Source organism: Massilia sp. Soil_C_3, assembly GCF_057657035.1.
Genome location: NZ_JBDGJG010000006.1, coordinates 1 through 14,201, shown reverse-complemented (window position 1 = coordinate 14,201; position 14,201 = coordinate 1). Strand labels below are relative to the sequence as shown.

At 63.7% G+C, this 14,201-nt stretch carries 11 protein-coding genes; 4 read left to right on the top strand and 7 right to left on the bottom strand.

Annotated features, from left to right (window positions below; all coding sequences use genetic code 11):
• Positions 1-29: 29 nt before the first annotated feature.
• Complete coding sequence (locus AC3A6F_RS13000; protein ID WP_487681327.1) at positions 30-1,877, bottom strand: ABCB family ABC transporter ATP-binding protein/permease; 1,848 nt, start codon at positions 1,875-1,877, stop codon at positions 30-32.
• A 62-nt stretch (positions 1,878-1,939) separates the two neighbouring features.
• On the opposite strand from AC3A6F_RS13000, the gene AC3A6F_RS12995 reads away from it, so the two are divergent.
• Positions 1,940-2,395 carry an acyl-CoA thioesterase gene (locus AC3A6F_RS12995; RefSeq protein ID WP_487681325.1) on the top strand — a complete coding sequence of 152 codons (456 nt, stop codon included), beginning with the start codon at positions 1,940-1,942 and terminating at the stop codon, positions 2,393-2,395.
• Between the two features lie 188 nt (positions 2,396-2,583).
• Here the strand turns inward: AC3A6F_RS12995 and AC3A6F_RS12990 are convergent, their stop codons facing one another.
• The 4 genes from AC3A6F_RS12990 to AC3A6F_RS12975 form a co-directional block, all read right to left on the bottom strand.
• Positions 2,584-4,266 (bottom strand): long-chain-fatty-acid--CoA ligase, encoded by a 1,683-nt coding sequence (locus AC3A6F_RS12990; RefSeq protein ID WP_487681323.1) that lies wholly within the window; start codon positions 4,264-4,266, stop codon positions 2,584-2,586.
• 85 nt (positions 4,267-4,351) lie between these two features.
• Complete coding sequence (locus AC3A6F_RS12985; RefSeq protein ID WP_487681321.1) at positions 4,352-6,043, bottom strand: long-chain-fatty-acid--CoA ligase; 1,692 nt, start codon at positions 6,041-6,043, stop codon at positions 4,352-4,354.
• A 160-nt stretch (positions 6,044-6,203) separates the two neighbouring features.
• Positions 6,204-7,280, bottom strand: coding sequence for an aminopeptidase (locus AC3A6F_RS12980; protein ID WP_487682083.1), 1,077 nt, complete (start codon positions 7,278-7,280; stop codon positions 6,204-6,206).
• A 25-nt stretch (positions 7,281-7,305) separates the two neighbouring features.
• A complete protein-coding gene (locus tag AC3A6F_RS12975; RefSeq protein ID WP_487681319.1) occupies positions 7,306-9,408 on the bottom strand; it encodes a molybdopterin-containing oxidoreductase family protein in 2,103 nt (700 codons plus the stop codon).
• A 173-nt stretch (positions 9,409-9,581) separates the two neighbouring features.
• Here AC3A6F_RS12975 and AC3A6F_RS12970 point away from each other — a divergent pair, with 173 nt between their 5' ends.
• Complete coding sequence (locus tag AC3A6F_RS12970; RefSeq protein WP_487681317.1) at positions 9,582-10,775, top strand: M20 aminoacylase family protein; 1,194 nt, start codon at positions 9,582-9,584, stop codon at positions 10,773-10,775.
• Positions 10,776-10,778: 3 nt separating this feature from the next.
• On the opposite strand, the gene AC3A6F_RS12965 is transcribed toward AC3A6F_RS12970, so the two are convergent.
• Positions 10,779-11,489, bottom strand: coding sequence for a suppressor of fused domain protein (locus AC3A6F_RS12965; RefSeq protein ID WP_487681315.1), 711 nt, complete (start codon positions 11,487-11,489; stop codon positions 10,779-10,781).
• Positions 11,490-11,628: 139 nt separating this feature from the next.
• Here AC3A6F_RS12965 and AC3A6F_RS12960 point away from each other — a divergent pair, with 139 nt between their 5' ends.
• A complete protein-coding gene (locus tag AC3A6F_RS12960) occupies positions 11,629-12,192 on the top strand; it encodes an acyloxyacyl hydrolase (protein WP_123069894.1) in 564 nt (187 codons plus the stop codon).
• Positions 12,193-12,309: 117 nt separating this feature from the next.
• Positions 12,310-13,752, top strand: a complete 1,443-nt coding sequence (locus AC3A6F_RS12955) for a DHA2 family efflux MFS transporter permease subunit (RefSeq protein WP_487681313.1) — start codon at positions 12,310-12,312, stop codon at positions 13,750-13,752.
• Position 13,753: 1 nt separating this feature from the next.
• On the opposite strand, the gene AC3A6F_RS12950 is transcribed toward AC3A6F_RS12955, so the two are convergent.
• Positions 13,754-14,038: a hypothetical protein gene (locus AC3A6F_RS12950; protein WP_487681311.1), complete on the bottom strand. Its 285-nt coding sequence runs from the start codon at positions 14,036-14,038 to the stop codon at positions 13,754-13,756.
• Positions 14,039-14,201 lie beyond the last annotated feature (163 nt).

The window sequence follows — 14,201 nt, the reverse complement described above, 5'->3', positions numbered from 1 at the left end:
GCGCGGGAACGACGTGCTAACGCAGCGCGCTAAACCTGCTGCGCATTCAACTGCAGCGGCGGCGACGCCACATCCTCATCCGGCCGCGCCAGCTGCCGTTCCCACATCTGCGCATACAGGCCCTGCGCCGCCAGCAGCGAATAGTGCGTGCCGCGTTCGACGATCCTGCCGTGGTCGAGCACGATGATCTGCTGCGCATCGGCGATCGTCGACAGGCGGTGTGCGATCACCAGCGTCGTGCGGTTCTTGGCGATCTCCTTCAGCTCGGCCTGGATCGCCTGCTCCGCACGCGAATCGAGCGCCGACGTGGCCTCGTCGAAGATCAGGATCGCCGGATCTTTCAACAAGGTGCGCGCGATTGCCACCCGCTGCTTTTCGCCACCCGACAGTTTCAGGCCGCGCTCGCCCACCATGCTCCCGTAACCGTCCGGCAGGCTCTCGATGAAGTCGTGGATCGAGGCCGCACGCGCGGCTGCCACGATGTCTTCACGGCTGGCGCCGGGCCGGCCGTAGGCGATGTTGTATTCGATCGTGTCGTTGAACAGCACCGTGTCCTGCGGCACGATGCCGATCGCGGCGCGCAGCGATTCCTGGGTGATGTCGCGCAGGTCCTGGCCATCGATGCGGATCGCGCCGCCGTTGACGTCGTAGAAGCGGAACAGCAGCCGTGACAGGGTCGATTTGCCCGAGCCGCTATGCCCCACCACGGCAGTGGTGGTCCCGGCGGGAATCGTGAAGTCGACGTCGAACAGGATCTGCCGCTTGGTCTCGTAACTGAACTCGACGTGCGAGAACGCCACCTCGGCGCCTTTCGTCGCCAGCGGCTGCGCCTTGGGACTGTCGGCCACTTCGCGGTTCTGGTCCAAGAGGCCAAACAGGCGTTCCATATCGGCCAGGCTTTGCTTGATCTCGCGGTAGATCACGCCCAGGAAGTTGAGCGGCAGGTAGAGCTGGATCATGAAGGTATTGACCAGCACCAGGTCGCCCAGACTCATGGTGCCGGCAATGACGCCCTCGGTTGCGCGCCACAGGATCAAGGTGACAGCGGTCGCGATGATCAGCGATTGTCCGGTGTTGAGGAAGGACAGCGAGGTCTGCGAACGCACCCCGGCATTCTCGTAGTTCTTGAGGCCTTCGTCGTAGCGCCGCGCCTCGTAGTCTTCGTTGCCGAAGTACTTGACGGTCTCGTAGTTGAGCAGCGAGTCGATCGCCTTGGTCGACGCTTTTGACTCCAGCTCGTTCATCGTGCGCCGGAAGTGGGTGCGCCACTCGGTCACGATCACCGTGAAGGTGATGTAGGACGCCAGCGCAACCGCCGTGATGATGGTGAACCAGATATCGTAGTTGAACACCAGGTAGACCAGCACCAGCGTGATCTCGACCAGGGTCGGCAGGATGTTAAACAGCGAATACGAAATGAGCGAATTGACGCCGCGCGTGCCGCGCTCGATGTCGCGCGTCATGCCGCCGGTCTGGCGGTTCAGGTGGAAGCGCAGCGACAGCGCGTGCAGGTGGCGGAACACCTTGAGCGCGATGGTGCGCACCGCGCGCTGGGTCACGCGCGCGAACAGGAACTCGCGCAGCTCGGTGAAGACCGTCATCGACAGCCGCAGCAGGCCATAGCCGACCAGTAGGCCGAGCGGCAGCACCAGCAGCGCATGCGGGTGCGCCGGGTCGATCGCCAGGCCGTCGATGATCTTCTTGAGCACCAGCGGCACGCCGACGTTGGCCATCTTGGCGCCGACCAGCGCAGCCATGGCGGCCATCACCCGCCACTTGTAGACCCACAGGTAGGGAAACAGGGTTTTGAGGGTGCCCCAGTCGTTGCGGGGCACACCGGTGGTGTCGGGAGGGAGTGGAGCTGAGTTGCGGCGCATGACGGGGCTTCTGGATTTATGGTTCAATTCGGGTCGATTGTAGCTTTTACCGAGAATTCACGATGACCACGCCCGAAAACACCCCGACCGCTCCTGCCACCGTCCCGACCACGGTACGTCTGCCGGCAGGAAAAATGCCCGAATTGCGCGTCATGCCCGCCCCGTCCGACGCCAATGTGTACGGCGACGTGTTCGGCGGCTGGATCATGGCCCAGGTCGACCTGGCCGGCTCGCTGCCGGCCACCCGCCGCGCCAATGGCCGCGTGGCGACCATCGCCGTCAACTCCTTCCTGTTCAAGAACCCGGTGTTCGTGGGCGACCTGCTGTCGTTCTATGCCGACATCACCAAGGTCGGCAATACCTCGATCACCGTCTTCGTCGAGGTGTACGCAGAACGCAACCGCCTGGCGGCCGAGGTGGTCAAGGTGACCGAGGCGACGCTGACCTATGTCGCCACCGGCCCGGACCGCAAGCCGCGCCAGCTGCCGCCGCTCGAGTCGCTGGTGGCGCACCGCTGATAACCCGCTCGCTTCCGTTATTGTTGACGTAAAAACGTCGTTCCCGCGAAGGCGGGAACAGTGCCACTGGCACTGTCCCCCCCCAAGTACTGCGTGCGTATCGATAACGCTGACAAACTTAGGTTCCCGCCTGCGCGGGAACGACGTGGCCGTACTGAGTTAAACGATCAAATTGACGCGCAAGCCGGTCACGCGGTCTTCTTCTCGTCGCGCAGTTCGCGCCGCAGGATCTTGCCGACGTTCGTCTTCGGCAGGGTCTCGCGGAATTCGATGAACTTGGGCCGCTTGTAGCCGGTCAGCTGTTCCTTGCAGAATTCCTTGATCTGTTCAGTGGTCAGATCGGCGTCCTTCTTCACCACGTACAGCTTCACGGCCTCGCCCGAGTTCTGGTCCGGCACGCCCACGCACGCCACTTCCAGCACGCCCGGGTGCGAGGCCACCACGCCCTCCACTTCGTTCGGATAGACGTTGAAACCCGAGACCAGGATCATGTCCTTCTTGCGGTCGACGATGCGGGTATAGCCCTTGTCGTCCATGATGCCGATGTCGCCGGTCTTGAAGAAGCCGTCCGCGGTCATGACCTTGGCCGTCTCGTCGTCGCGCTGCCAGTAGCCGGCCATCACCTGCGGGCCGCGCACGGCGATCTCGCCGGCCGTGCCGAACGGGACTTCGTTGCCCGCCTCGTCCAGGATGCGCAGCTCGGTCGACGGCAGCGGCAGGCCGATGGTGCCGGTGAAGTCAAGGATGTCGCAGCGGTTGGCGGTTACCACCGGCGAGGTCTCCGACAAGCCATAGCCCTCGACGATCGGGATGCCGGTGGTCTTGAGCCACTTGTCGGCCACGGCTTTTTGCACCGCCATGCCGCCGCCCGGGCACACCAGCAGGCCCGAGAAGTCGAGTTTGGCGAAATCGTCGTTGTTGAGCAGGCCGTTATAGAGCGTGTTCACGGCCGGGAAGATGTTGATGCGGTATCCGCCCAGCTCCTTGATGAAGCCCTTGATGTCGCGCGGGTTCGGGATCAACAGGTTCATGCCGCCGATGCGCAGGCCCAGCAGCGCGCAGACCGTGAGCGCATAGATGTGGTACAGCGGCAGCGCGCAGGCGAACTGCGGCTGTTCGCCGGCCTTGAGCTTGCCGAGGGTCGGGCCGAACCAGGCTTCGTTCTGCAGCACGTTGGCGATCACGTGGCGGTGCAGCAGCACCGCGCCCTTCGACACGCCGGTGGTGCCGCCCGTGTACTGCAGGAAGGCGATGTCGTCGTGGCCGATCGTGACCGCCTTGAGGGTTTCGCGCGCGCCGTCGGCGAGCACCTTGTTGAAACCGATCGCGCCCGGCAGCGAATAGGCTGGCACCATCTTCTTGACCTTGCGCACCACCAGGTTGACCAGCGAGCCTTTCAGGCCGCCCAAGAGGTCGCCCATGGTGGCCAGGACAATATGCTTCACCGCCGTTTGGCTCACCACCTGCTCAAGCGTGTGGGCGAAGTTCTCGAGCACCACGATCGCCTCGGCGCCCGAGTCGACCAGCTGGTGCTGCAGCTCGCGCGGGGTGTACAGCGGATTGACGTTGACGACCACGTAGCCGGCGCGCAGCACGGCGGCCAGCGCCACCGGATACTGCAGCACGTTGGGCAGCATGATCGCCACGCGCGCGCCGGCTTGAAGGCCGCGCGCCTGCAGCCAGGCCGCCATCCGCTGCGACATCGCATCGAGTTCGGCGAACGTGATGGACTTGCCCATGCAGGCATAGGCCTTGCGGTCGGCGTACTTGCGAAACGCCTCCTCCAGCAAATGCGTCAGCGAGCGGTACTGGGTCGGATCGATTTCCGTCGCCACGCCGTTCTCGTACGACGAGAGCCAAAATTTGTCCATCTGTCCTGCCTTCCTTGTTGGTTCCAATAAAACGCGAAAGCCGCCCGACGGGGCGGCTTTCGCCGGGTAAGTCCCGTCACAATGCTTATGCCACCGTCTCCGGCTGCTTTTTCTCGTCCCTCAGCGCCCGCCTCAGGATCTTGCCGACGTTCGTCTTCGGCAGCTCATCGCGGAATTCGATGTACTTCGGTCGCTTGTAGCCGGTGAACTGCTCCTTGCAGTAGCCCATCAGCTGTTCGGCCGTGAGGCCAGGGTCTTTCTTTACCACGAATACCTTGACCGCCTCGCCCGAATGCTCGTCCGGCACCCCGACCACGGCGCATTCGAGCACGCCCGCATGGCCGGCGATTACCCCTTCGAGCTCGTTCGGATAGACGTTGAAGCCCGAGACCAGGATCATGTCCTTCTTGCGGTCGACGATCTTCACGAAGCCGGCGGCGTCCATGATGCCGACGTCGCCCGAGCGGAAGAAGCCGTCGGCGGTCATCACCTTCGCGGTTTCGTCCGGACGGTTCCAGTAGCCGGTCATCACCTGCGGGCCGCGGATGGCGATCTCGCCGATCTCGCCCGGCGCCAGGTGGCGGCCTTCGTCGTCGATGATCGCGATGTCGGTCGACGGCACCGGCAGGCCGATGGTGCCGGTGAATTCGGTGCCGTCGGCGCGGTTGCAGGTGGCCACCGGCGAAGTCTCGGACAGGCCATAGCCTTCGATGATGGCCACGCCGGTGATCTGGCGCCACTTGTCGGCCACGGGCTTCTGCACCGCCATGCCGCCGCCGTTGCACACCCGCAGCGCCGAGAAATCGAGGTGGGCGAAATCGGGATTGTTGGCCAGCGCGTTATACAGCGTGTTCACCGCCGGCAGCATGTTGAAGCGGTATTTTGCCAGTTCCTTGACGAAGGCCGGAATGTCGCGCGGATTGACGATCAGGACGTTCAGGGCGCCCATGCGCATGCCCCACATCGCGCACGCGGTCAGCGCGAAGATGTGGTACAGCGGTAGCGCACACACGATCGTCACCTGCTCGCCGCCGGCCTCGCCCAGCGCCGGCTGCGACCAGGCCTCGCTTTGCAGCACGTTGGCGATCACGTTGCGGTGACTGAGCGTGGCGCCCTTCGACACGCCGGTGGTGCCGCCGGTGTACTGCAGGAAGGCGACGTCGTCGATCGTGAGTTGGGCCGGCTTGAACGGCATGCGTTCGCCCTGGGCCAGCGCGTCCTTGAAGGTGACCATGTTCGGCAGCGAGAACTCGGGCACCATCTTCTTGACGTTGCGGACCACGAAATTGACCAGCATGCCCTTCACGCCGCCCAGCATCTCGCCCATGCTGGCCACCACCACGTGGCGCACGGGCGTCTTGCCCTTCACCTTCTGCACGGTGTGGGCGAAATTTTCCAGCACGATGATCGCTTCGCTGCCCGAGTCGGTGAGCTGGTGTTCGAGTTCGCGCGCGGTGTACAGAGGATTGACGTTGACGACGGTGTAGCCGGCGCGCAGCACGGCGGCCAGTGCGACCGGATACTGCAGCACGTTCGGCATCATGATCGCCACGCGCGCGCCGGGGGCCAGGCCGCGGCTCTGCAGCCAGGCGGCCAGCCGCTTCGAATACGCATCGAGTTCGCCGTAGGTGAGGAACTTGTCCATGCACACATAGGCTTTGCGGTCCGCGAACTTGCTGAAGGATTCTTCGAGCAAATGCACCAAGGAGCGGTATTGATCCGGATCAATCTCCGCAGGCACGCCCGGGGGATACGACTGCAGCCAAATTTTGTCCATCGCTCACCTCTGTCTCGATTTTTATCGTTCTGTTCGGGCGGCCGGAGGTGTTTGCCGGGCGCGCCTGCGCACGTGGCTTATAGGTTTGCCATCGCTGATGTGATGCTATCGGGCAGCGCCCCTGTGCGCAAGCGGTTTTACCGCGATTGGAACCGGTCCTCTACGGGGACGCTCCCATGGTGCGCTGCACCACCAGCGTGCCCGGCGTGGCTGTCGCGCCGAGGCGCTTGAGCACGCGATGACGCTCTTCCTTGTCGAGCCTGGCCAGCTGGTTGACGGCCTTGTAGAAGCCGCGCCACGTCTTCTCGCGGCGCAGCAAAACGCGAAACGCCGGCACGAAATCGTTATAGGTCGCCACCGAGGCCAGGTGGGCGTTCGACAGCGGCTCAGCGAAGAAGCGGTCGTAACCCGCGTAGCCGCCCCAGTTCGCCTTGAGCACCTGGTAGTCGTCCTGCAGCGCCAGGAACAGGCGCCCCTTGGCGGCGCGCTTGACGCCGTCGGGCTCCATGCTCTTGTACGTACGCTCCAGCTCGCCGCGATAGCGCAGCAGCAGCGCCAGGAAGTCGCTCTTGCGGGTTTTATAGCGCTCGTACGCTTCGCTCATCTGAAGATTGCCGAAGCGCTCGAGCCAGGCTTCCACGCCGGCCTGCTCCACCGCGCTGGCGAAGGATTCGTTGAACTGCGAGTCGCCCGCCACGTAGACCACCTGGTGCGCCAGTTCATGGAAGATCAGGCGCGCCAGCTCGGCGTCCGGATAATTGATGAAGGTCGACATCAGGGGATCGCTGAACCAGCCCAGGGTCGAGTAGGCGCTCACGCCTCCGACCTCGACGTCGTTGCCCTGCGCGCGCAGTTGCCCGGCATACGCCTGGGCCTCGGCCTTGCTGTAGTAGCCGCGATAGCTCACGCAGCCGGCCACCGGGAAGCACCACTGGATGGGCTTGAGCGACAGCTCGGGCGTGGCGACCACGTTCCACAACACGTAGGGCCGGCCGAGATTGGTGTAGTTGGTATAGCTGCCGTTGTCGGGCAGCTTCATTTCCTGGATGGCGAAGCGGCGGATCTGGCGCGCCGATTCGAGGCGGTGGCGCAGCTTGACGTTGGTGTTGCTATCGGCGATCCAGTCGTCGATCGGACGCGCATTGGTCAGCAATTGCAGCTGGCCTTGCGCGGCCTGGGTGTAGTAAGAGAGGGATGAGCAGCTTGACAACATGAGGGCCGCGGCTGCTGCGACCATGACTGGCTTGAAGGCCTGGGAAAATCTAGATGGATTCATCTCGCGTCAAGGGTGCAGCTCTTTCGACCTGCACAAGGGTGTCGTAGAAAGTGGGCGCCCGGCCCATGTCGGTCAAACGCTGGCTGGTGACTTCATTGGCGTTCTTGCCGTCGCTGGCGAGTTTCTTCCACCAGACTGACAAGCCCACCACCAATCCAGCACGCGCCTTGTCGGTCACGCGTGCGCGGGCGATGAACGAACCGCGGTCGTTAAAAATGCGCGCCATGTCACCGTGGGCGATGCCGCGTACGGCAGCATCGTTCGGGTGGATGTCGAGGTGCGGTTCGCCCTCAGTTGCGCGCAGGCTCTTTACATTGACAAACGTGGAGTTGAGGAAGTTCCGCGCCGGCGGAGAAATCATCGCCAGCGGGTACTTTTCGGCCAATACAGGGTTAGAAGCAACAGACTCGTAAGGCGGAATATAGGTGGGCACCGGATCGAGCCCATCGGCCAGCATGCTCTCGGAAAAGAACTCGCACTTGCCCGACGGGGTCGTGAAACCGCCTTCGGCGAACGGCGCGGCCGGCATGTTCAGCTTTTTCCAGCCGCTGCGCTTGAGCGAATCCCAGTCGAAGTGGATCGCGCGCGCATCGTTCTTGTTGAAGGCCTGGGCCGCGATCTCGTCGTCGCTCTCCTGGAAGCACGGGTCGTCGTAACCCATGCGCGCCGCCAGCAGGCGGAAGAATTCGGTGTTCGGCTTCGATTCGCCGACGGGTGCGATAGCGGCATTATTCGCCATCATGTACAAGTGGCCATAGGCCAGGTGCGCATCGACGTGCTCGAGCTGGGTGGTGGCTGGCAGCAGGATGTCGGCATAGTCGGCGCTATCGGTATGAAAGTGCTCGAGCACCACGGTGAACAGGTCTTCGCGCTCGAAGCCCTGCTGCACCTTGCGCGAGTCGGGCGCGATCGCCAGCGGGTTGGCGTTGTAGACGATGACGGCCTCGATCTTCGGGCCGAATTCGGGCGACGCTTGCCTGAGCAGGTCGTCGCCGATGGTGGTCATATTGATCGTGCGCGGCGCGCGGCCGGCCAGCAAGTCCGGGCGCTGCAAGGCCGGTCGGTTGACCGGGAACGACGCCGAGGTCGACAGTTGGATGCCGCCGGCCGGCAAGCGCCAGGCGCCCACCAGCGCCGGCAGGCAGGTGATGTTGCGCACCGCCATACCGCCGCCGCGCACGCGCTGGATGCCATAGTTGACACGGATCGCGGCCGCTTCGCCGCGCTTCGCGGTCTGTCCGTACAGGCGCGCCAGGTTGACCACTTCGTCGACCGTGATGCCGCAGGTTTCCGCGGTGCGCTCGGGCGTCCACTCCAGGGCGCGCGCCTTCAGGGGTTCGAAGCCGAGCGTGTATTGCGCGATATAGTCGTGATCGAGCAGGTCTTCCTTGATCAAGACATGCATCATGCCCAGCGCCAGCGCCGCATCGGTGCCTGGCAACAGGGCGATGTGCTGGTGGCACTTCTCGGCCGTCAGCGAACGATAGGGATCGATCGCGATCAGGGTCGCTCCGCGGCGCTTGGCTTCCTGCGCGCGCATCCAGAAATGCAGGTTGGAGGCGATCGGGTTGCCGCCCCAGATCAGGATCAATTTGGCGTCCTGGAACTCCTCGAGGTCGGTGCCGATCGAACTGCCGATGGTATAGCGATAACCGGTCGCGCCGGCGGTGGCGCAGATGGTGCGATCGAGCAGCGAGGCGCCCAGTTTGTTAAAGAAGCGCAGCGACATCGATTCGCCCTGCACCAGGCCCATGGTGCCGCAGTAGCTATAGGGCAGGATGGCTTGCGGGTCGCGTGCGCCGATGTCTTTCAGACGTCCTGCGATGGTGTCGAGCGCTTCGTCCCAGCTGATGCGTTTGAATTTTCCCTCTCCCTTGCGGCCCACGCGGCGCATCGGATACAGCACGCGGTCCGGGTGATAGGTGCGGTCGACATAGCGCGACACCTTGGTGCACAACACCCCGGCCGTGGTCGGATGCTCCGGATCGCCCTTTACTTCCGTCGCGACGCCGTCTTCGACTTTGACGAGGATGGCGCAGGTGTCGGGACAATCGTGGGGGCAGGTCGCACGGACGTGGGTAATGGTCATTTTCTTATGAGGCTACGGTGAAAAACTGCGTGAATCCAATACTTTATACGATTCCAGCGGGCTTCGCGCCCTCCTCTGTCAAGTCTGTTTGAGGCACGCTACAATAGTTAAAACGATGCCATGCAAAGGCTGGACAGCGTGGTGACACATTCGCAAACAGCGAGGAGAACACGATGAAACTAGTGGAACCTATCCTGGCGTCTCAAGCAGAGATCCAGGCCATCCGACGTGACCTGCATGCCCACCCGGAGCTGTGCTACGAAGAACACCGCACCGCCCAAATCGTTGCCGAACGCCTGGGCGCATGGGGCGTCCCCGTGGTGCGCGGCCTGGGCGTGACCGGCGTGGTCGGCATCATCAAGAACGGCACGTCGGACCGCGCGATCGGCCTGCGCGCCGACATGGACGCGTTGCCGATGCAAGAATTGAACGGCTTCGCGCACGCCTCGACCCACGCGGGCAAGATGCACGCCTGCGGCCATGACGGCCACACCGCGATGCTGCTGGGCGCCGCCCACTACCTGGCGCAACACCGCAACTTCGACGGCACCGTGTACCTGATCTTCCAGCCGGCCGAGGAAGGCGGCGGCGGCGCCAAGCGCATGATCGAGGACGGCCTGTTCGAGCGCTTCCCGATGGACGCCGTGTATGGCATGCACAATTGGCCAGGCATCCCTGAAGGGCATTTCGGTGTCGTCTCCGGCCCGATGATGGCCTCGAGTAATGAGTTCCGCGTGACCGTACGCGGCAAGGGCGCCCACGCCGCGCAGCCGCATCGCGGCATCGATCCGGTGATGGTGGCCGTGCAGATCGCGCAAGCCTGGCAGACCATCGTCTCGCGCGAGAAGAACCCGCTGCACACCGCGGTGCTGTCGATCACGCAGATCCACGCCGGCAGCGCCACCAATATCATCCCCGATGAAGCCGAACTGGTGGGCACGGTGCGCACCTTCACCACCGGGGTGCTCGACCTGATCGAGCGCCGCATGCAGGAGATGGCGAATGGCATCGCGGCCGGCTTTGGCGCCAGCATCGACTTCGGTTTCAAGCGCAATTACCCGCCGCTGGTGAACCATCCGGAACAGACCGCGTTCGCGATCGAAGCGATGCGCGCGGTGGCGGGCCCGGCCCAGGTCGACGCCAATGTCGAACCGACCATGGGCGCCGAGGACTTCGCGTTCATGCTGCAGGCCAAGCCGGGCTGCTACGTCTTCCTCGGCAATGGCGAAGGCGATCACCGCGCCGGCGGCCATGGGCTCGGCCCTTGCCAGCTGCACAATGCCAGCTATGATTTCAACGACAACCTGCTGCCGATCGGCGCCAGCTACTGGGTGAGGCTGGCGGAGATGAGCCTGCCTGTGGCCTGAGGCTTAGAACAGGCCCAGGAATTTTTTCCGGGCCGTGTTCTTGCGCGCCGGGTCGACCACGTCGGTGACGTTGAACTGGTTGAACTTGTCGATCAGTGCCGCGAAGCCGCGGCGGCGCGCCAGGTTCAGCTCTTCCTTGTACAGCGGCACGACGCAGTGGAAATAGACGTCCTTGCCGTCGACCGTGACCGAGTGGAACGGTTCCGGGCTCGATGCCGGCGGCAGCACGATGGCGCCGCAAAAGCCGATGCTGGCGATGTACGGCTTGGCCGGGTTCCCGTTTGGCAGGGAGTGGCCGAGGCCAATCCAGGTACGCTCTGTATGCGGATAGTGCGCCAGGTGGCGCAGCAGGGCGACCGGCCAGTACCAGCGCTCGTCCTGCATCGCGGCCTCGTCCAGTTGCCAGTTCGCCGGCAGGGCCATCATGAGCTCGGCATAAGCCGGCGCGCCTTCCGGCACGTTCATCGGCTGCTTGCTCATGCCTGACGTCACCAGGCGCACGTAGGGATAGGAGTCGGTCGGCCCGATCACGTGGATGTCGACCTGGACGCCGCCGGTCTGCGTCTCGTGGAAATACAGGGCGGGCTTGCCGAGATGGGCTGCGATGTGCTCGCCCACCGGGTCGTGCGGCAGCACTGCGGGTTCGGGCTGGCGCACCATGGGGGCGGCGAGTGGGTACAGAGGAGCGACGCTTGGTTCGATTGGTTCGGCCATTGTTATTGATGTGGTTCGGGTTTGGCGGGTAGCTATCATACCTTCGCCACATGGTTGCGTAGACGCCAGCACGCTATTGTTCTCGCTAGTACAATAGCGCATCAAACAAGAATTACGCTTTTTCCTTCCAAGGATAACAATGCTCACTACCAAGAAAATCGGCGCCCTGGCGGCTTGCTGCGCCGCGCTGTTCGCTCCATTCGCCTCGGCCCAGTCCACCGTCGGCAATGGCTACATCGATTCGGCTTCGTTCGAAGTCGGCACCAACCCGCAGCAGCGCATGTACCGCATCGCGGTCCAGTCCGACTGGGACAAGCGCTGGTTCGCCGGCAACGGCCGTCACCTGTCGGGCTACTGGGAAGGCAACCTGGCCCTGTGGCGCCTGAATTCGTATGAGAACGTCCGCGGCCAGAACAAGAATATGGCGGCGATCGGCTTCACGCCGGTGTTCCGCTACCAGAATGACAACAAGCTCGGCCTGTACGGAGAGATCGGTATTGGCGTCAACCTGTTCTCGACCCTGTACAAGAACGAAGACAAGGAACTGTCGACCGCCTTCCAGTTCGGCGACCACATCGGCATCGGCTATACCACCCAGAAGTGGGATTTCGGCCTGAAGTACCAGCACTACTCGAACGCCAGCATCAAGAGCCCGAACGCGGGCGCCAACTGGTTCATCGCCAAGGCGGCATACCGCTTCTGATGTCCATGATGCGCGCATGGGCTGGCAACGGCCGGTCCATGGCGCGGCCATCTTGCAGTTTGTGACACAATCGGGCCTCTGGCGGCCACTGCCGCCTGCCGTTTTCCCGAGGCCCGATTGACCCCTTCGCCCACCCTCAAGCGCTACCTTCCCTGGCTCGTTGCGACTGCCCTGTTCATGGAGCAGCTCGATGCGACCATCGTCAATACCGCCATCCCCAGCATTGCCGCCAGCCTCGGCGTCACCCCGCTGAGCCTGAAATCGGTTGTCACCAGCTACATCCTGGGCCTCGCGGTCGGCATTCCCTTGAGCGGCTGGATGGCCGACCGCTTCGGCACCCGACGCGTGTTCTTCACGGCCATTGCCGTGTTCACCTTCGCATCGGTGCTGTGCGGGCTGTCAGTGAGCGCCCACATGATGACCGGCGCGCGGCTGCTGCAGGGATTGGGAGGCGCCATGATGATCCCGATCGGGCGCCTGTCGATCGTGCGCACCTTCCCCAAGAACGAGCTGCTGGGGGCGATGAACTTCGTCATCATCCCGGCCCTGATCGGGCCGCTGCTGGGGCCGACGGTGGGAGGCCTGATCGTCCACTGGACCTCGTGGCGCGTGATCTTCTTCGTCAATATTCCGGTTGGACTGGCTGCGCTGTATTTTGTCTGGCGCCATATGCCTGACTATCGCGCCGAGCAGCGGCGTCCGCTCGACGTGCCCGGCCTGATCCTGTTCAGCAGCGGCACCGCCCTGCTGTCCTGGGTGCTCGAAGTATTTGGCGAGCATACGCTCGACGGCATGACGGCCGGCCTGCTGTTCCTGCTGGCGCTCGGCCTGCTGGGCGCGTATGCCTGGCATGCCTGCCGCACCAAGTTCCCGCTCCTGCGCCTGACCTTGCTCAAGGTGCGCACCTTCCGCATCGCGGTGCTGGGCGGCTTCGTCACCCGTCTCGGTGTCGGCGGCCTGCCCTTTTTGCTGCCGTTGCTGTACCAGCTGGGGCTGGGGCTGCCGGCCTGGCAGTCCGGCTTGCTGATGATGCCTGCGGCGCTGGCCGCGATGGGCATGAAGGTGTTCGCGCCCGGCTTGCTGGCGCGCTTCGGCTATCGCCGGGTGCTGCTGGTGAACACGATCATGATTGGCGTGACCATTGCGATGTTCACGCTGGTGGATGCCGGCACGCCGCTGGCGGTGATCGTCGGCATCGGCCTGATGCAGGGCTTCTTCAACTCGCTGCAGTTCTCGAGCATGAATACGCTGGCCTATGCCGACGTTGAGCCGGCCGATACCAGCATGGCCAGCACGATTTCCAGCTCGTTCCAGCAATTGTCGATGAGCTTTGGCCTGGCGGCCGGATCGATCGTCACCGCCTGGTTCCTGGGCGGCGTGTCGCAGACCAACCAGGGCCAGGTGACGCAGGCCCTGCACCATGGCTTCGCCGTCCTGGCGGTGCTGACCCTGCTCTCCTCGGCCGTGTTCTGGCGCCTGCGCCGCAACGATGGCGACAGCATCAGCCGCGGGCAGAGCGTGGCTCCGACGGCCGAGCCGGTGACGGTGACGGCGCAGTGATTCAGATGGGCGCAGCGAGGCGCCCGAGCACTTTCTCGCGGTTGTTGAGGACGAAGCTGATAAAGGTCGGCTCTTTCACCGCCAGGCGGATCAGCACCGGCAGCAAGGGGTAGCAAAAAGTGGCGACCCTGCGCACGCATTCGTCGTCGCGCAGAGCCGCCTGGGCAGCCTGGCCCGGACCGCCCTGCAGCATCGGCATCAGATCTGCGCGCCGCTTGTCGATGATGGCCGTGATCGGGCCCATCAGCTTATCGCTCAGGCCGGCTGGTTCACTTGATGGTTCCATGGGGTTTCTCCAGTGGTGAAAACTAGAGCATGTTGCCGCGAGGCAGCGAACTGGACGCTGATGTTGGACAAGCGGTGGAGATTCCCAAAGCAAAAAACCCCACCAGGATCACCTGGTGGGGTTTTTCATATAACTAGCCTGACGATAACCTACTTTCACACTG